The 19,176-nt window shown below is 58.7% G+C and carries 15 protein-coding genes; 7 read left to right on the top strand and 8 right to left on the bottom strand.

The genetic code is table 11. The features are described 5' to 3' along the window. Positions 1-322 precede the first annotated feature (322 nt). Genes sufU through sufC form a run of 5 tightly spaced genes read right to left on the bottom strand, consistent with a single transcriptional unit; the run spans position 323 to position 5,568 of the window. A complete protein-coding gene (gene sufU, locus I4W07_RS01885) occupies positions 323-757 on the bottom strand; it encodes a Fe-S cluster assembly sulfur transfer protein SufU (protein ID WP_196025434.1) in 435 nt (144 codons plus the stop codon). Next, complete coding sequence (locus I4W07_RS01890; protein WP_230317425.1) at positions 750-2,075, bottom strand: aminotransferase class V-fold PLP-dependent enzyme; 1,326 nt, start codon at positions 2,073-2,075, stop codon at positions 750-752. The genes sufU and I4W07_RS01890 overlap by 8 nt, the downstream gene beginning before the upstream one ends. After that, positions 2,072-3,343, bottom strand: a complete 1,272-nt coding sequence (locus tag I4W07_RS01895) for a SufB/SufD family protein (RefSeq protein ID WP_196025435.1) — start codon at positions 3,341-3,343, stop codon at positions 2,072-2,074. The genes I4W07_RS01890 and I4W07_RS01895 overlap by 4 nt, the downstream gene beginning before the upstream one ends. After that, entirely contained in the window at positions 3,343-4,755 is a 1,413-nt protein-coding gene (gene sufB / locus I4W07_RS01900) for a Fe-S cluster assembly protein SufB (RefSeq protein WP_196025436.1), read from the bottom strand. Before sufB ends, I4W07_RS01895 begins: the two co-directional genes overlap by 1 nt. A 12-nt stretch (positions 4,756-4,767) precedes the next feature. Next, positions 4,768-5,568: a Fe-S cluster assembly ATPase SufC gene (sufC, locus tag I4W07_RS01905; protein WP_196025437.1), complete on the bottom strand. Its 801-nt coding sequence runs from the start codon at positions 5,566-5,568 to the stop codon at positions 4,768-4,770. A 224-nt stretch (positions 5,569-5,792) separates the two neighbouring features. Between sufC and I4W07_RS01910 the strand changes: the two genes are divergently transcribed. From I4W07_RS01910 to I4W07_RS01920, 3 genes are all read left to right on the top strand, one after another. Then, a complete protein-coding gene (locus I4W07_RS01910) occupies positions 5,793-6,224 on the top strand; it encodes an RrF2 family transcriptional regulator (RefSeq protein ID WP_055310594.1) in 432 nt (143 codons plus the stop codon). Positions 6,225-6,363: 139 nt separating this feature from the next. Beyond that, entirely contained in the window at positions 6,364-8,184 is a 1,821-nt protein-coding gene (locus tag I4W07_RS01915) for a hypothetical protein (protein WP_196025438.1), read from the top strand. A gap of 202 nt (positions 8,185-8,386) precedes the next feature. Then, positions 8,387-10,183, top strand: a complete 1,797-nt coding sequence (locus I4W07_RS01920) for an AAA family ATPase (RefSeq protein WP_196025439.1) — start codon at positions 8,387-8,389, stop codon at positions 10,181-10,183. Positions 10,184-10,203: 20 nt separating this feature from the next. On the opposite strand, the gene I4W07_RS01925 is transcribed toward I4W07_RS01920, so the two are convergent. From I4W07_RS01925 to I4W07_RS01935, 3 genes are all read right to left on the bottom strand, one after another. Further along, on the bottom strand, positions 10,204-11,223 hold the full coding sequence (locus I4W07_RS01925; RefSeq protein ID WP_195361697.1) for a glycosyltransferase: 1,020 nt from the start codon (positions 11,221-11,223) through the stop codon (positions 10,204-10,206). Between the two features lie 170 nt (positions 11,224-11,393). Further along, positions 11,394-12,524, bottom strand: a complete 1,131-nt coding sequence (locus tag I4W07_RS01930) for an acyltransferase family protein (RefSeq protein ID WP_196025440.1) — start codon at positions 12,522-12,524, stop codon at positions 11,394-11,396. 4 nt (positions 12,525-12,528) lie between these two features. Then, complete coding sequence (locus tag I4W07_RS01935; protein WP_118405878.1) at positions 12,529-13,629, bottom strand: glycosyltransferase family 2 protein; 1,101 nt, start codon at positions 13,627-13,629, stop codon at positions 12,529-12,531. Positions 13,630-14,143: 514 nt separating this feature from the next. Between I4W07_RS01935 and I4W07_RS01940 the strand changes: the two genes are divergently transcribed. The 4 genes from I4W07_RS01940 to I4W07_RS01955 form a co-directional block, all read left to right on the top strand. Next, the gene (locus tag I4W07_RS01940) at positions 14,144-14,293 is read left to right on the top strand and encodes a hypothetical protein (RefSeq protein WP_195535193.1); all 150 of its coding nucleotides are present in this window, start codon (positions 14,144-14,146) and stop codon (positions 14,291-14,293) included. A gap of 347 nt (positions 14,294-14,640) precedes the next feature. Next, on the top strand, positions 14,641-15,606 hold the full coding sequence (locus tag I4W07_RS01945; RefSeq protein WP_196025441.1) for a hypothetical protein: 966 nt from the start codon (positions 14,641-14,643) through the stop codon (positions 15,604-15,606). Between the two features lie 6 nt (positions 15,607-15,612). Further along, a complete protein-coding gene (locus I4W07_RS01950) occupies positions 15,613-17,703 on the top strand; it encodes an NlpC/P60 family protein (protein ID WP_196025442.1) in 2,091 nt (696 codons plus the stop codon). Between the two features lie 145 nt (positions 17,704-17,848). After that, the coding region (locus tag I4W07_RS01955) for a GH25 family lysozyme (protein WP_268865702.1) at positions 17,849-19,176 on the top strand (1,328 nt) is incomplete at its 3' end.

Consider the following 19,176-nt stretch of genomic DNA (forward strand, 5'->3'; position numbering starts at 1 on the left):
ACGCTTTCGATGCGTATACATACAGCTTGGCGTGCTGAATACTCGCAAAAATGCACGTCGCACCCTATGGGACCCGTCTGCGGCAGGCGCGAAGCGAGTCGGAGCTCAGCAGAACGGGGCTTGGCGCATTGCTTGGCGGGCCCGGGGCCCTGCCGCAGGCCTTTGGTGCTGTGAAAAACGCCCGTGTTCGCGTCTGGCCGTGTGGTAAACGACAGACGGGGCGCCGGACGCGCTGATTTTGTGCGTTCGTGCTCATTAGGAAAAACAGAGCCGCCCGTATCGGGCGGCTCGGCAATCAAAAACCTTGGATTCGGAGCATACGCTACTGGTTAGCTTGCCCCTCGAGCATGCCGCCGAGGGTGCGCCAGGCGAGCTCGGCGCATTTGACGCGGGCGGGCATGTGCGAGATGTCCTGGAGCTGGGCGGCTTCGTCCAGGTCTTCCAGGTCCTCCTCGGAGAGCTGCTCGCCGCGGATCATGGCGAGGAAGAGCTCTGCCAAGCGGTGAGCTTCCTCGACGGTCTCGCCGGTGATGAGGTCGGCCATGATGTCGGCGCTGGCCTGGCTGATGGCGCAGCCATGACCGGTAAAGGAGGCCTCCTCGATCACGCCCTTCTCGACACGCAGCTGCAAGGTGAGCTCGTCGCCACAGCTGGGGTTGATGCCGTCGTGCTCGTGCGTGGGGGCATCCATCTCGTACTTATAGTCGGGGTGCGAGTTGTGCTCCATAAACGTGGTGGAGGTGTATAGATTACCCATTGAACGTGCTCCAAACGTGATGCAGACCGGCGATGAACTTGTCGATGTCGGCCTTGTCGTTGTAGAAGGCCACGCTGGCGCGGCAGCAGGCAAGGTTCTCGACGCCCAGCCAGGTGAGCAGCGGCTGCGCGCAGTGGTGGCCGGCGCGGATGCAGACGCCGTCCATGTCCATGATGCTCGCGACGTCGTGCGGGTGAATTCCCTTGACGTTAAAGCTCACAACGCCGTGGTGGTTGTCCCAGTAGATGGAACCGATGATTTGGACAAAGTCGAGCTGCATGAGTTCGCCCATCAGATAGTGGACGAGTGCCCGCTCGCGGGCCTGGATGTTCTCGTAACCCACCGTGTTGACCAGGTAGTCGAGTGCCGCACCCGTGGCGAAGATGCCGGCGGCGTCCTGCGTGCCGGCCTCGAATTTCTCGGGAACGGGCGCCCAGATGGCGTCCTGCTCGGTGACCGAGTCGATCATCTCGCCGCCGGTGAGCATGGGCGGCATGGCGTTGAGCAGGTCCATTTTGCCCCACAGCACGCCGATGCCCATGGGGCCCATGGCCTTGTGCGCGCTAAAGGCAAAGAAGTCGGCGCCCAGGTCGGCCACATCGACCGGCATGTGCGGCAGCGACTGTGCACCGTCGACGACCAGGTAGCCGCCGTACTTGTGCACGAGCTTGCCGAGGTTCTTGACTGGGTTCTCGACGCCCAACACGTTGGAGACCTGTCCCACGGCCAGGATCTTGGTCTTGGGACCCACCTTGGCAAGAACCTCCTCGGTGGTGAGCTGGCCGGTCTTGGTGGGGTAGAGGTAGACGAGCTTGGCGCCGGTCTCGTGGCAGACCTGCTGCCACGGAATCAGGTTGGAGTGGTGTTCCATGATGGTGATGACGACCTCGTCGCCCGGTTCGAGCACTGTGGGCGCAAAGCTCTTGGCGACCAGGTTGAGCGACTCGCTCGTGTTGCGGGTGAAGATGACCTCGTTGGCCTGTGAGGCACCGATGAGGTCGGCGATCTGCTGGCGGACTTTCGCGATGGCGTCGGTGGCCTCGACGGACAGCGAGTACAGGCCACGCAGGGGGTTGGCGTTCATGCGCTGATAGAAGTCGTGCTCGGCGTCGAGCACACAGGCAGGGCGCTGCGCGGTGGCGGCGCTATCGAGGAAGGCGATCTCGGGGTGCTGCTGGAAGAGCGGGAACTGCGCCTTGTAGGGGTTGGTCTCGATGTCCACGGTGGGCCAGCCGCGCGAGGCCTCGTCGCTGGCGTCGAGCTCCATGGGCTCAGGCGCGGTGCAGGTATCGCATTTAACGTGCTCGGTGTCAATCATGCGAGCTCCTCTTCAAAGTTGTCGATCAGGTTGTTGCCCAGGCGGACGACGGCTGCGCGGGTGCGCTCGTCGGTGGCGGAAAGCGCGGCGTCCTCCAGCTTGGCGCGGATGAACAGGTCCTCGGCGGCGTTTTGGTCAAGGCCGCGGCAGGCGAGGTAGAACAGCTGCTCGTCGCGGACGTGACCGATGGTGGCGCCGTGGTTGCCGGCGACGTCGTCCTCGTCGCAGAGAATGACGGGAACGGTCTTGTTGTCGACGCCCTTGTTGGCCAAAAGCACCGTCTCGCGCTCGGTGCCGGTTGCACCCTTGCAGCCGTGCACGAGGTCGATGGTGCCGCGGTAGACCTTCTTGGACGTACCGGTCAGCACGCCGTTGGCGTCGATCTCGCACTCGGTCTTGCGACCGCGGTGGCGCAGCTCGTAGTTAAAGTCGCGCACCTGCTCGCGGGCGCCCAGGTAGTCAGTATCGATGGTGACCTTGGCGGTATCGCCCAGCAGGTCGCCGGCAAGGCCGGTGGCGCTGGCGCCGGCACCCAGGACGGTGTGCTGCACGTTGACGCGCGTGCCCTCGTCCAGGAACAGGCCGGTGTCGTCGAGCGCGATCCAGCTATCGTCGAGCGTCTGCGTGCAGGTCACGTTGACGGTGGCGTACTCGTGGGCACACACGCGTAGCACGGAGCCCACGACGCCTTGGCCGGCAACGGGGGAGTCCAGGGCTATGCGCAGGTCGAGCGTTGCCTGCGGACGGGCGACGACATCGATGGCGGCGATGGCCGCGGCAGTGTCGACGCCACTCACGTGCACGGTAACCGTGGCGTGCTGGTATGCGGGCACATCGATGACGATGCGCTTGGTGGCGTGGTCGACCAAGTAGGTGTAGGCAGCCTCGCCCATGCCGGTCTCGAAGGCTTCAGCAGGGGAGAGCTCCTCCTCGAGCTTGATGGCACCGGCCTGGTAGATGGAGGTGGCGGGCACGTCAAGCTCGGTCTCGGGCGTGATGCGGGCGCGGTCGGCGGCATCGCCAGGGGCGGAGGCGCGGCGCTCGGGGAAGCGCTCGGCCATGGCGTCCATGGCGGCGTCGAACGCGTCTGCCACGCCAGCAAACTGCTCTTCCAAGCCCTCAACCTCAATGGTCTCGGCGGGAGCGGCGGCAAGCTCGTCAGAGAGCTCGAGCTTGGTCTGGTTCATCTTGAGCCAACCCCAAGTGGCAGCCGGCATCGCATTGACCTGCTCAAGGGTGGTAGCAGCGGTGTTCGTGGTCTGTTCCATTATCCGATCGCTCCTTCCATCTCGAGCTTGATCAGGTTGTTCATCTCGACGGCGTACTCAAGCGGTAGCTCCTTGGAGACCGGGTTGGCAAAGCCGTTGACGATCATGGTGCGAGCCTCTTCCTCCGGGATACCGCGGCTCATCAGGTAGAATACCTTGTCGTCGCCGATACGTCCGATGGTGGCCTCGTGGCCGATGTCGACGTTCTTGGCGCGGATGTCCATGGCCGGGATGGTGTCGGAGCGGCTCTGGTCGTCGAGCATCAGTGACTGGCAGCTCACGGTTGCCTTGGAGCCCTCGGCCTTGGGCGTGGCAACGATAGAGCTGCGGAACGTCTGGATGCCGCCGCTCTTGGAGATGCCCTTGGTCTCGACGGTTGCCGAGGTCTCGGGCGCGTTGAGCACGACCTTGCAGCCGGTGTCGAGGTTCTGCCCGGCGCCGGCAAAGGTGATGCCGGTAAAGCTCGAGCGGGCGCGACGGCCGTTGAGCACGCTCATGGGGTAGAGGTAGCCCACGTGGCTACCGAAGGAGCCGCTGATCCACTCGATGTCGCCGTCCTCGTCCACGCGCGCACGCTTGGTGTTGAGGTTGTACATGTTCTTGGACCAGTTCTCGATGGTCGAGTAGCGCAGGTGCGCACGCTTGCCCACAAAGAGCTCGACGGCGCCGGCGTGGAGGTTGGCTACGTTGTACTTGGGCGCGGAGCAACCCTCGATAAAGTGCAGGTCGGCGTCGTCCTCGACGATGATGAGCGTGTGCTCAAACTGGCCGGCGCCCTTGGCGTTAAGACGGAAGTAGCTCTGCAGCGGGAAGTCGAGCTTGGTGCCCTTGGGCACGTAGACAAACGAGCCGCCCGACCATACGGCGCCGTGCAGGGCCGCAAACTTGTGGTCGGTGGGCGGGATGAGCGTCATAAACTTCTCGTGGATGAGCGGTTCCCACTGCGGGTCGTGCAGGGCCTCCTCGATGCCGGAGTAGACGATGCCCATCTTAGACGCTGTGTCCTGCATGTTGTGGTAGACGAGCTCGGAGTCGTACTGCGCGCCGACGCCTGCCAGATAGCTGCGCTCGGCCTCGGGGATGCCCAGGCGCTCAAAGGTGCTCTTGATGTCGTCGGGCACCGACTCCCAGTCGTGCTTTTGGTCGGTGTTGGGCTTGACATAGGCGACGATGTTATCCATGTCCAGGCCCTCGATGGAGGGGCCCCACGTCGGGTCGGGGAAGCGGTTGAAGATCTCGAGGGACTTTAAGCGCAGGTCGAGCATCCACTGCGGCTCGTCCTTCTTGGCGCTGATCTCGCGCACGATGTCGGGCGTGATGCCGGCGTCGAGGCGCTCAAATCCCTCCTCGCCATAGGTGAAGTCGTAGAGGCTGCGGTCGATGTCCGCGACCTCGGTGCGGTTCTTGGTCATTGCGTCGCCCCTTTACGCCTGCTGCTCGGCAGCGGCGGCCTCGGCCTGGGCGCGCTGCTCGGCGGCCTCGCGCTCGAAGTTCTCAAAGCCGTTCTTGTCGATCCAGGGGATGAGCGAGGCGTCGTCCTCGCGCACGATGTGGCCCTTGACCATAACGTGGACGCGGTCGACATCCAGGTGCTCCAGGATGCGCGTGTTGTGCGTGATGATGAGCATGGAGCCGTCGCAGCTCTTGCGGTAGGCGTCCATGCCATGACTGACGGTGGAAAGGGCGTCGACGTCCAGGCCGGAGTCAGTCTCGTCCAGGATGGCGAGCTTGGGCTGCAGCAGCAGAAGCTGGAGCATCTCGACCTTCTTTTTCTCGCCGCCCGAGAAACCCACGCCCAGCTCGCGGTTGAGGTAGGCGGTATCCATGTTGAGCTCGGCCGCGAGCTCCTTCACGCGGCGGCGGAACTCCTTGCCCTTCATCTCCAGGCCGGGGCGGCCGGCGATGCTGGCGCGCAAAAAGCTCGACAGTGGCACGCCCGGAATCTCGACCGGGGCCTGGAAGCTCAGGAACAGGCCGGCGCGCGAACGCTTGTCGGTGGTGAGCTCGGTGATGTTCTGGCCGTCAAAGACGATGCGGCCGTCGTTGACCGTGTAGACGGGGTCGCCCATGACCAGGTGGCCGAGGGTGGACTTGCCGGCGCCGTTGGGTCCCATCAGCACGTGGGTCTCGCCGGCGGCGACGTTGAGGTTGACGTTGTGGAGGATGGTCTTCTCGTCCACGGAGGCGGTCAGACCTTCGATGGAAAGCAGCGGATTTGCGCTCATGCTGTCCCTCTCTGTATATGGTGTACTCATAGGTGTACTAAACCCTAGGAATCTTCTCGGAATAAAGTTACTATGGGTTCGGCGTTAGTCAAGGGAAAACCCGACTAATCCACTCGACTTTTCAAATTCTGGGACAAAATAACCTGTTGTGTTTGTCCCATTTACTTAAGATTTGGGACAAACAAACCTGGTTATGTTGTCCCAGATGCGATGGGAGGGTAGGTATGCTCATTTCTTCCAAGGGCCGCTATGCCCTCCGGCTGATGATCTATATCGCGGCGCTGGGCGACGCCGAGGGCAAGATTGCCCTGCGCGAGGTTGCCGACCGCGAGCATATCTCACAAAAGTATTTGGAGCAGCTGGTTCGTCCGCTTATGAAGGCGGGCCTGCTTAAGAGCGTGCGCGGCAAGGGCGGCGGCTACATGATGGCCAAGGATCCAGCCGAGGTGCGTGCCGGCGACATCCTGCGCGCCGTCGAGGGCAGCACGGCTCCAGTGGCGTGCGATGGCATCGACAACAGCTGCACCCGCAGCGATCTTTGCTCGACCGTCAAGTTCTGGCGCGGTCTGGACGACGTGATCGAAAAGTACGTCGACGGCGTGACGTTGGCCGACCTGGCCGCCGTCCCCGAGATCAACTTTGACATTAAGCTGTAGGTTGAGCGCAATTCCTTAAGATTTCGCGGAGGGTTGTTGCCGTTTACCGAGGGGTTGTTGTGCAACAACGGGCGAGCTGCAATACTTATTTTTATCTTTGCAAACTGAACTTTAACTACACCAATGCAGGGAGGATCTTATGCAGCCCAAGCATTCTGCTATTGTCGCGGGCCTGACGCTGGCGCTTTCGTTTGGCGCCGTTTCCGCGCCGGCACCCGCCGCTGCCGAGGAGCCCACGCCGGGCATTGCCTCGGATGCCACCGATATTGATAAGGGCCTTTACACCCAACAGTCCTTCTCGGGCGTGTTGAGGTCGGTTCAGGGTGTCTCGTTTGTCAACGTGACTCCCGAGATGAAGTACTTCACCAAATATGAGAGCCATGGCAACTATAACCAGGGCTTTTCGTATGGTGACGGCTACAACGCGCTGGGCTATTACCAGTTCGACCGTCGTTGGTCGCTCATTCCGTTTATGAAGCAGGTTTACAACTACGATTCTGCCAAGTACGGCATGCTCAAGGATGCGATTGATCGCGGCAGCGAGGTTTCCAACGCGAGCAATGCCATGTACGAGAACGGACAGCTCACCGAGCTGGGCCATATCGCGCAGGATGCCTTCCAAGGTGCGTACAACACCGATCCTGTTGAGTTCTCAGCACTTCAAGATGCCTATGCGTACAACTCGTACTATGCGGTTACCGAGGCGTGGCTCAAGAGCGGCCTGGGTATTGATATTTCGGGCCGCGCCGATTGCGTCAAGGGCATGGTGTGGAGCATTACCAACATGTGCGGCACTGGTGGCTGCAGGGACTTTTTCCGCTGGGCGAATCTTTCCAACGATATGTCCGACCGCGAGTTTGTGACGGCGCTTTCCAGCAGCGTGGTCAATAACGTGGCGACCAAGTATGCAAGCCAGCCCCAGTACCACGAGGGCTGGAAGAACCGCTACCGCAACGAGCTAAAGGACTGCCTGGTCTATATCGCCGAGGACGAGGCTGCCGCTGCGAAGGACAACAAGCCCGAGCAGCCCGAGCCTACGCCGGCGCCCTCGCCGACACCTGATTCGAATGACGGCTCGAGTGACGATGTCAACGATGACAGGATGGATGCGCCCTCGACCGATGCTGACGGTAATGGCTCTGCTGGCGGCACTACCAACGACGGCTCTACCTCGAACGGCTCCAATTCGAACGGCTCTGCTGCGGGCGATTCGTCTTCAAGCTCTGTCGGCAATACGGACAGCGACGCTTCTGGTTCGACCGACGCTGACACCTCTAACTCATCTACCGGCTCGAGCGATTCGTCCGTTGGCACCGGCTCTAACAATGGCTCCGGCTCTGACACAACCCCTGATTCCGATGCTTCCAAGGACGACTCGAATAAGGCGCCGGACGCTCCCGTTGCTTCGCCGGACAAGAAGCCTTCTTTCTCCGTGCAGCTTGGTTCTACGCTGGGCTCTTCGCTGATGGCTGGCGTCAATAACGGCTCGACCCAGAACAAGGACAACTCTGATCAGGTTTCCACGGAAAAGACCGAGGCCGCAAAGGGCGACTCCAAGGGCAAGGCTTCCGAGAAGAACGAATCTGATAAGGGTTCTAGCTCTGAGGAGAAGGGCGACGAGTCCGAACAGAAGAAGGACGAGGATAAGAAGTCTGAATCTGAGGAGAAGGACGAGAGCAAGGGCAAGACCAAGGACGGAAAGCAGCAGGGCGAGGACAACGGTAAAGGCAACACTGACAACCGGAACCAGGAGCAAAATGACTCCAAAACGGTGACCAACACGACGACTACAACAACCAAGTCCTCGGGCGGCAACATGCCCAAGACGGGCGATTTGATTGTGATGGCGAGCCTTGCCAGCGCGAGCTTGGCCACGCTGGGCGCTACGTCTATCGTAAGTGGTAAGCATAAGCTCGATCAGCAGAAGAAGGCTTCTGGGGAGGACGGCTCGGAGGAGTAGCCTCTTGGTTGCTAGATAACTAAAGAGTTGGGACGGGGTCCGGTGCGAATGCATCGGGCCCCGTTTTGTTGTGCAACGATTAGTTGTGCCCCCTCACACCTCTTGTTGCTACCGTTGCCCGATATGTTCGCGCGGCGTCGTCGGTACGCGCGAGGCGGTCATTACAATTGGCATCGTGCAGCGATTTAGGGGGAACATTTTGGTGTCTGAACAGGCAAATGTTGATTGTGCTGCTGGCTTTGGCGTGCGCTTGATCGGCTGTGCCGACGATGCGGTTTTGCCCATTGGCATGCACGACTATGCGGAGGCCCTTGGTTGCTGCATGCTGGTTGACAAGACCATGTTTATTGCCGATGTGTTGGACTGCGACGCGTCCGTTGTGGTGTGCTGTCGACCCGAGGGTTTTGGCAAGAGCATGAACTTGTCGATGCTCAGGGCTTTTCTGGAGCGTCCAGCGGTCGGTCGCTCTGGTCAGCGTTTGTTTGCCGATGCTCAGATTTGGGATGCGAACGGCGGGCGCTATCGGGATGAGTATGCTTGCTATCCGGTGATATCGCTGGACTTTTCTGGCGCTGCGAGGCGTGGCCCCGCTGTTGCCGGCGTCGTGCGCGATGCCCTTTCGGGCGAGTGCGCTCGCTTGTTGGCGCTCTTGGAGGCTCCGGATTTAGCTCGAGATAAGGTGCGTCACATCGAACACGTCGCGCGTGGCGTGGCGAGCGCGGACGAGGTTGACTCGGTGCTCGGTGTGCTCATTGAGCTGCTGGAGATGGCCTGCGATGAGCAGGTTGTATTGCTCGTTGATGGGTACGATGCGGCGTGGTCTCGCCGTGCGAGCGCGAGGGACGCTTCCGACGCCGATCCGGCAGGGCTATTCGATCGCGTACTGTTCGACGCCATTGCCACTGCGCACGATTCGTTGCGGCTGACGTGTTTGATGGGGGAGTATCCCGGCCCTGCCGAAGCGGCGCTTTCTTTGCATGGTTGCTCGTATTGTCTGACGGCGCCGCTTTCGACCTGGTGTGACCGTTGTTTCGGCTTTTCGGATGCCGAGGTCCAGGCTCTGTTGAATCATGTTGGGCGCGAGGAATACCTGGATGATGCGCGTGAATGGCTCGAGGGATATCGGTTTGGTAGGGCCTATTGCTCGAGTCCAGCGCGTGTGATCGGTTTTCTGGACCGAGGCTGCACGGCGCCCGTGCGTGCCGATCTGTATGGGTATGCGGATTGCCTGAGTAGGGTAGTTAGTGACTGGAATCTCGACCGCCTTTCGGTCTTGTTTGATTTGCTCGAGGCCCATGGATGCGTTGGGGTCCCGCTTTGTTTGGGCGCTGCGGGGCTAGGGGCCTCGCCTGATGATGGCTTGTGGACGGCGCTGTATCTGTCAGGTTTCCTGACGACAGATATGACTGAGGAGCCAGAGTATGGCGATCGCCTCTGTGCTTTGCGATTGCCCAATAACGAGCTTCGTCAGGCCTTGCGTCTAGTGATTATTGAGTGGTTTGAGTGCGCTGCAGAAGACATTCGAGACGTCGATGCGTTTCGCGACGGGCTGTGCCATGGGAACGAGGATACCGTGAGGCGGGCGCTAAGCCGCATCTTGGGAGATGCGGGAATCGGTGCGACCGACCCAGATACACCGCTGCCATATCACCTACTCTTGCAAGGACTCTGCTTTGGATTGCCGGGCTATGCCAATCCTGCTTCGAGGCGAAAGTGTGGCGCGGATCGCTGGGACATCCAGGTTTTTCCTACGGGCGCTGTGTTTGACATAGCCGATACGATCGGTATGCTCGATGAACGTCCGCTGGTAACGATCAACATGATGTATGACCCCGGTGTGGATGCGCTGGGCCTGGAATTGCTGGCTGTGCAGGCGCTGCTCGACATAGAGCGCGACGGTATCGACGAAATCCGTGTGCCGCGACCCGGCGTTGGCCGCATACGCTGGGGGTTTGGGTTTGATGGGCAGCGCGTGTCCGTGGTGTGCCAGCGGTTATAGGGGATGGCGAAAGCCCTTTACTACTCCGCGTCCTTCATGGGCGGCATGGGCTTCCAGTTGGGATCCTTGATGATCTTGCGGGCGTCCTTCATGCCGCGGCGCAGCGCCGGAATGCCGGTCTTAAAGCACTTATCGACCGCAGCCAGGCGAATGAATTCCTTGCAGAAGGTCGCGGCATTGCCCAGGCGGAACAGCATGGGGTGGTAGTCACCGTAGATCTGCATATAGCGAGCGAGGAAGCCTCGGTTGCGCATGATGTAGTAGCGGTTGGTGTCGCTCGTAGAGTTGAGCTGGCGCTTGCCGGCGATATCCCAGTTAGAGACGGCGCGGGCTCGCTTGAGAACCACGTCGGCAACAACGGCGGCGGGGAAGTGTTGGCTGGCTACGTAGCCGTAGCAGGCATCGTCGCCGTAGATAAAGAAGCGCGCATCGGGCAGGCCGATCTTGTCGACCACGCGGCGCGAGAACATGCCGCCCTCAAAGCACAGCTGGTTCATGGCGCGATAACCCTCTGGACCCAAGTCCCACTTGGCGACGGGGTTGGGAATGCCGAGCGAAAGGATGAGTTGGTACTGCCAAAAGAAGGCGCCGCCGTCAAAGTCCAGGCGCGAACCCTGGATGACATCATAGCGGTCGGTCCACTTGGCAAGACGCTTGATGCCTTCGGGGATGACGAGCACGTCGTCGTCCATGACCCAGAACCACTGGGCCCCCAAGTCGTAGGCGCATTTAGTACCGGCGGAGAAGCCGCCCGCACCGCCGCCGTTTTCGAGCTGCGGGACGTAGATGACACGGTCGGTGCCGCCCTGCGCGTCAGGCTGCTCGGTGTCGATGCCCCACAGGTTAGCCAGGCGCTCGTTGAATGCGGTGCACATGGCCTCGGTCTCGCGCGAATTTTCGTTATCGACAATCACGATGCGCCAGGGCGTTGCTGTGAGCTCGGTCATGGAGTCGAACAAGTTGGCCAGGAGTTCCTGGCGCTTGTACGTAACGACGACGATGGCGAGCTTGTCGATGGGGGCGGGAAGGGTTGAAGGCATGGGGCAATATATCCTTTCACGCGCGGCGCGCATGCGCTGCACGGAAGCTATCGAATACGTCCTTGGGACTGTCCTATTGTAAAGGCTCGGCGCACCTTGACGGCAAGCTTTGAATAAAACGCAGGAACCTGCCACGGCTGTAGCGGCTTTAGCGTCTGACGGCAGCGTGTCTATTGCCGCTTGAGCTTGCGAGCGATAAAGCTTCTGGCTGCATCGATGATGAGAAGTGCCAGAGCAAAGACGATGCTAATGACGGTACCCGTGACGATGTATATAGCTACCGGGCTGTTTTGGCTGACCAGTATGTTTGCGAGTAACGTATTGAAGACGGGACGCCACAGGCTACTGGTGAGTGACTGCATCACATAGAAACCAAGCGTGGCGGTCGATAAGGTGACGATGACACCTGCAGTCCGCGGATTGCCTGAGGCACTGCGTCGGGTTGCCGCAAAGAGCAGGCAGGCGGCAGCGAGGGCAAACGAGATCAGCGAGGTCGATTTGTAGGAGAGGATTGTCATCGCTGTGAGGTTGTCGGTGAAGGAGAGTGCTCCTTCCAGGATGATGGTGAGCACCAAAACCGTTACGAGCGAGCGCATGCCCAAGGCGCCCACCCTGTCCGAATCCATGACATCGGTAACGTCGCGGAGCAGTCCGCCGATCAAAAACGCGACTACGTACGTGACGGCGCTCATGAACTTTTGGAGCCAAGAAAACTCGCCGGCGCTTGTCGCACTCATAGCGGCTAAATACCCGTTAACAACAAATGCGAGGATGCCAACGGCGATGACCGTCGCCGTGTAGCTCTTCCGGGGGAGTCGACTCCTTGCTAGTCCAAACCATGGCGCCATGAAGACCGTGGCGGCATAGACCCAAATGAACTCGAGTCCCAGGGTATACCAGTTGTGCGTGTTGAGGGCTACATCAGGAATGGGTGAGACGACCGTGGACCACGCGAGCGCCACGAGGCAATAAAACGCAGTGCGCATAATGACCTTGCCAAGGCGCTGCGCCGTCCGTTGCATTTGCGACTTCCACGTTGCTCCACCGTCCCAAGCACGCGCGGCCGAAGCGATGAGAAAATAGCCCGAGATCATAAAGAAGACCTCGTTGGCCCAGCAGCCCAGCAAGTTAATGAACCCCAGCAGTCCCGAATAGGGGAAGGCGGCGAGCGGTGCATATTCCGGCACGCTGATGCAGACGGCCTGGAAGGTCCACTGAAACGTGTGGAATACCGCGATGCCAGCGACCGCTACCAAGCGCAGCGCTTCGATGGAGGTGTTTCTGCTTGTTTTGCTGCCCATCAGACTATTTTCCAGCGCGTGCGTTGTATGAACCAAAGTGCGATGTGATCATTTTTAGAGTTTGCTTGGGCCCCTTGTTCCATACGTTATACAGGCCCTCGCCCACGAGGTCCTTGGCGTATGCGCAGTAGCTGATTTTAGGGTTGGCGATGCCCATATACTCGGCATAGAGCTTTTTGGCCGCAGGGGTAATGCGAGGATTGGCAAATACCAGCTCTTGCGGCATGCGTTCGAACATCCTGTGGATCGCCCGCTCGATTTCGGGGTGGCCATCAATTCCGGTGTGCTCAATCATGATGCCCATATAGGTGAAGCCACGTGTGATTTGGGGTGTCCAAACGGCGGGGTCGGTGACGTTGAGCCGCTCAAGAATATCGACCATGTCGTTCCAGCGATTAAACGGCATCAAGGGGTCACGCTTTGCCAGAGCAGCTGCCTTTTCGGGTGTTTCCTCGCGGTAGCAGTAATACGGCTTGGGCCAGTAAGCGATCGCCTTTGCCTGACAGAGCGTTTCGACAAGGAATGGATTGTCGGCCCAGCCCGCACCGGGGATTTCCTTAAACCAGATATTGTTTTGCATTAGGAAGTCGCGACGATAGATTGCCGACCAAATGGACGGATGATGGGCCAGCAGGTGTGGAGCGTCGTGAATGGTGAACGGTTGCCGAGACGGTTTGATGCGACCACGATATGCGCAATGTAGTTTGACCTCTTGGGGGGTATCGGGGTTGCGAATGATCCAATACGGGGTCTCAATAATATCGAGCTTGTTCGGACCGCCAAATTCGCGCTTGGCAAAGGCAAACATGTCGGAGTACATTCCGGGCTCGATCCAGTCATCGGGCTCGAGGATGGCAATCCAGTCGCCCATTGCCTCGCGAATGCCCAGATTGCAGGTTGCGCCGTAACCCTGGTTTGCCTTATCGATCACTCGAACGCGTGAGTCGCGCGCAGCAAAATCTTGCATAATGGCGAGCGAGTTGTCGGTGGATCCGTCGTTGATGGCGAGGATTTCCAGTTCGATTTTGTTTTCGTTTAATAGGCTGCCTATAGCCTGAGAAAGATACGGCTCGGCATTGTAAGTAGGCACGATTACGGTCAGCATTCAAACACTTTCTCTAGGCGATTTGGAAGAATTATACCTAATTGCATTTGCAGCGGTTTTAGTTGCGTTCGCCTAATACTGCCAAGGGCTGCACGACTATTGCTGACGCTGCGCCTGTAATGGATGTCAGCGATCGGCTGCAATAAAAATGTCGGCAGTGGCGAGACGGTTGTCCTTCCCATTCTTGCTCGTTATGGGACCGATCGATTGTGGACGCGGACTGAACCTAAAGACCAATCGTTGCCCAACAGGACGCGTGGGTTCGAAGGTGCCCTACAGGCATCTTCGAACGATGCACGTATGAATGCATGGTTTAAATCTCAATCCATTTGGGAGTAGCAGAATAGGCGTGACAGCGCACTGTTCTCTGCGGTTAAAAAGGCACCGGCCTCATGTTTTGATGCCGCTGCTTCTACCGTGAACGCGATGGTCGATTTTGATGCCGAACTCGGCCAGCTGGTGTTTACATATAAGCACTGCCGATGGTAGTTACCATCGCGATAGGATTCACTCTATGAGCGACGGATATCGTGGCACGTCGAGCCTTTTTGCGGACATCGCATATCGCATGGCGATGTTGAACCCCGCACTAGGGGATCGTGTGCTCAAGACGCCGGGCGTGGTAATGATTGACGAGATCGACCTTCATTTGCACCCTCGTTGACAGGCACGAATTCTGGAGGACCTCGTTCGCATCTTCCCCAACGTGCAGTTTGTCGTGACCACGCATTCGCCGGTTGTCGTGGCTTCAGTGCCTCCTGACAATATTTGCATTCTTGATGGCGAGACCACGTCGGTTCCTGCGACGGAGACACACGGACGTGATGCGGGAGACATTCTCAACACTGTTTTAGATGCTTCCTCGCGTCCCGAGGAAGCAGCCCATTTGTTCGATGCATTTAACCGTGCTGTAGACGAAGGACGTCACGCCGACGCTAACTGTGCGGGCTTGGCCCCCGTCCCCCCCAATCTAGTAGACTCTAAACCGTTGCTAGATTAGGGAGATTTTCCATGAAACGCTCCATGAAACGAGTTTCCGGGGCCGCCGCCGTCCTCGCGGTCGCTGCCGCCCTGGCCCTGTGCGGGCCCGCGGCCTACGCCGCCCCCGCCGCGGCGGGGGACACGCAGCCGCTCCCCGGCGAGGCGCAGCCCGCCGGCGGGGAGTCCGGCGCCCAGGACGAGGCCGCCCAGGCCGAAACCGCCCAGGCCGACGGGGGCCAGGCGGAGGCCGCGCAGTCCGATGGGGCCACTGCCGTCTCGCTGTCTTATTCCGCCCACGTCTCCAATATCGGCTGGATGGGCGCCGTCGCCGGCGGCGAGACCGCCGGCACGACCGGCAGGGGGCTCCCCCTCGAGGCGCTTCGCCTCGTCCTGTCCGACGCCTCGACCGGCGAGCCCCTCGGCGCCGACGCCATATCCGTCGAGGCCCACGTCTCGAACGTCGGCTGGCAGCCCGCCGTCGGCAACGGCGGCACCGCCGGCACCACCGGCCAGGCCCGGGCCGTCGAGGCCCTGAGGGTCAGGCTGTCCGGCGAGCTGGCCGCCCGCTACACCGTCTGGTACCGCGTCCACTCCGCGGAGTTCGGCTGGCTGGGCTGGGCGTGCGACGGCGCCGACGCCGGCTCGGCGGGCTACGGCCGCGCCGTCCAGGCCGTCCAGGTCGCGGTCCTGCCCAAGGGCGACCCCGCCCCGGGCGACACTACCTCTCCCTTTAAGAACCGTAGCGATGATCCCGCTTCGATTTCCGTTCGCTCGCATACCTCGAATATTGGCTGGATGTCGCCCGTTAGAAGTGGATCTGTTGCGGGGACAACCGGTAGGGGCCTTTCCATGGAAGCTCTTGAAGCCCAGCTTGACTGGTACGGCCATTCGGGTGCTATTGAACTTCGTGGCCATGTGTCGAATATTGGATGGCAACAGTGGTCTGAAGGGCGTTGCGGTACGACTGGTAAGGCGCAACGCCTTGAGGCCGTCTAGATTCGCTTGACCGGTGAGGCGTCCGAGAAATATGACATTTGGTATTGCGCTCATGTGTCAGGCATAGGCTGGCTCGATTGGGCCTGCAATGGTGCTGCCGCTGGATCTGCCGGTAAGGGCAGGGCTATCGAAGCCGTCAAAGTGGTTCTCGTTGAGAAAGGCGGAGCGGCGCCCGGCTCTTCGGCTAAGGTCTTTATCGGCGATCCAGATGCTGTTACGGTTTCCGGATCGGCCGTTTCTGGGGAGAGTCTAGCTTCCTCTTCCGGTCAAAAGGCCACGATCGGAGGCAAGGGCGCTAGGCTGCTGAACTCTATTGCCCTGAGCGTTGCCGGTCAAACTGATAACGGGTCTATTACTTATTCTGTTATGGATGGGTATTCAGGCTGGGGCGCTTCGTCAACGGATGGCGGTGCTGCCAAAGCAGTATCAGGAGCTCCTGTTAAAGCGATTAAGTTGTCGCTGAGCGGTCAGCTCGCTGCTAATTACGACATTTGGTATCGAGCATGCGATTCCGGTAATGGTTGGACGGGCTGGACGTCTAATGGTCAGGCATGTGGCGTTTCTGGTGGCTCTTCCGGTTTGTGCGGCATTGAAATTGCGCTCGTAAGTAAGGGTCAGTCTTCGCCTGGCTCCACCGCCAATGCGTTTATCGAAACGCCTGGAATCGGTCTTGTATCTCAGGCGCACGTTGCTTCTGCGGGCTGGTTGACTCCCGTTGGCAATGGCGAGATTGCGGGTCAGACGGGCATGTCTCGTTCCCTGCAGGCGCTGTATGTTACGACGCAAGGCATCGATGCCTCAGTTGAAGTGTCGGCACATGTTGCGAATATCGGTTGGCAACCATACGTCTCGGGCGCTTCCTATGCTGGCACCGTTGGCAAGAGCCTCGCAATTCAGGCGGTTAAATTAAGACTGACCGGCAACGACGCTTCAAAATACGATATTTACTACCGTATCCATGCGGCGGATTATGGCTGGCTTGGCTGGGCTAAAAATGACGCTGCAGCCGGCACCGTTGGACTGTCTAAGCAGGCCGAGGCAATTCAAATTAAGTTGGTTGCCAAGGGTTCGTCCGACGCTCCCGTTCAAGATCATGCTGCGTTGATCCAGCTTCCCGGACTATCTGCTAAGGCAATTTGCTCCGGTCTCGGCTGGCAAGCGTCTGTTGGCAATGGCGGAGTTGCCGGAACGGTTGGGCAGAACCGTGCCATGGAGGCCATGGAGCTATCGCTTTCCGATGGCTCCATGAGCGGTGGCATTTCGTATTCCGCTCACGTATCCAATATCGGCTGGCAATCTGCTGTCTCAGATGGGGCCACATCGGGAACTACTGGTCAAGGTCAGCAAATCCAAGCTGTGAAGATTAACTTGGTTGGCGAGATATCTAATTACTTTGATGTTTGGTATCGCGTCCATGTATCAAATTACGGATGGCTTGGCTGGACCAAAAATGGATCACCGGCGGGCACCACGAAGCTTGGCATTCCTGTTCAGGCTTTACAGGTAAAGATTGTCCCCAAGGGCGCTTCTGCACCAGGCTCTACGTCTGATTCGTATTTTGAGACCTATCGTTATATGGGATATCAGACCCCGGGATCTTATCCAAAGGTTAGTTGCAATAGCGTTCAGCTTCCTTCGTACTGCACCGGTTACTTTACGTACGTTACGCCTTCTCGAATTCCCTATAACGCTTCGCGTCAGGATTGCATTAACGCTTTTGTTCAGCGCGCTCGCGAGTATATTGGAACGCGTTATATTGAGCCGTGGTCCTCTTGGCCAGGGGATGCGGTTGATTGCTCGGGCTTGGTACTGCAATGTCTGTATGCGACTGGCATGGATATGGGTTGGTATAACCCCTATAACCATCGTTGGCTGCCTGAGCAGACGTATAACTCTATGAACTGGTATCGCAACAATACGTTTATGCCGGTAAGCACCTCTGCCATGCAGAGGGGAGATGTGGTCTACTACCAGGGTCATATTGGAATCTATATCGGAAACGGTCGAATTATCGATTCGTGGCCGGGAATTGGAGTTACCGAACGTTCGGTTAACGCTCCCGGTCGTGTGATCGGTGCCGCAAGACCTTTTGCATAGAGCCTATTGAGGTGCTCCGTAATAGGAGCGCCTCTTTTTGTGTCGGGGGGCATCGCTTTTCCAAGCTCAAAATGTGTTCTTTGAAGTGCGGTAATATAACCATTGATTGTGTTGCTGTATTCAGCTGTTATCTTGGGGGATATATATGAAACGTCTAAAAGCGTATGCGGTTTTGGCTTGCGCGCTAGTAATGATTTGGTCGCAAGTCTCTCAGCCTTACTGTGCATATGCGCTGTCAGCTGAATCTGGCGCTATCTCGCAATCGACATCTCAAGTGTCTGTAGAGTGCGGATCCCAAGATGAAAGTTCCCAGGGGACACAGGACGATGTTTCGGATTCCCAAGGTCCAACCGAATGGTACGGCGACGATGCAAATGCTGCTCGTCCTGACGAGGATTCAGACTTTATTTCCGACGATCAGGCCGGAGTTGGTGCCGATGAGCCGGGCACTGATGATTCTGATGGTGAGGCTTCGGGCGATGTTTCCATCGAGACAGATTCCTCTGAAGCCGACTCCCTAGAGCCTAACTCTTGGCGTTATGAAAACGGCGTGCTTATCGATTCTGACAATGGCGACATCGATGCGCAGTCTTTAACTGACGATCCTTTGCCCAATGGTGCTATTGCGCGCGGTATTGACGTCAGTAATTACCAGGGGATCGTTGATTGGGATATGGTTAAGGCCGCAGGGATTGATTTTGCCATCCTCAGGGTTGGGCCTGTTTATGGAAAGCCTGACGATTCCTTTGAAAGGAACGCTGCTGAATGTGAGCGCCTCAGTATTCCTTATGGCGTCTACTACTACTCCTATGCTCGATCTGTTGCGGATGCAAATAAAGAAGCCGATCGAACGCTTGCTTGGCTCGGTGGCCATCATCCGTCGCTTCCCGTTTATTACGATCTTGAGGATAACTATATCTTGCAGGATCCGAATTTCAGCAAAGACAAGCTCGCTCAGATTGCGCAGACTTTTTGCAACCGTATGGAGGCCGTTGGCTTTAAGTCGGGTATCTATGCGAACCTTAACTGGCTCAACAACTACTTGGATAGTCCGTCTCTGAGCGGTTATGACCATTGGGTTGCTCAATATAATTGGCGTTGCGATTATGCTGGCAGCTACAGTTTCTGGCAGTATTCAAGCAGCGGCAATGTCCCGGGCGTTAACGGGTGCTGTGACATGAACTACTGCTTCAACGGTTCTCTTCTGAACGTAGATGACAGCAAGATGCATATTCAGTATGAGGCGCATGTCTCGAATATTGGCTGGATGAGCAGTAAGCGCGACGGGTCTACGGCTGGCACTACGGGGCAGTCTAAATCAGTGGAGGATCTTAAAGTCAGCATCTTGAATCCCGTTGAAGATGGCTCTGTACAAATTAACGCTAATGTAAGTGGCATCGGCTGGCAGGGCTGGGACACCCCCTCGGCCTCCGAGGGCGGAACCACCGGCCAGGGGCGCGCCGTCGAGGCCGT

The sequence above is a fragment of the Collinsella aerofaciens genome, from assembly GCF_015670745.1.
In the GTDB taxonomy this organism is placed as follows: Bacteria; Actinomycetota; Coriobacteriia; order Coriobacteriales; family Coriobacteriaceae; genus Collinsella; species Collinsella aerofaciens_T.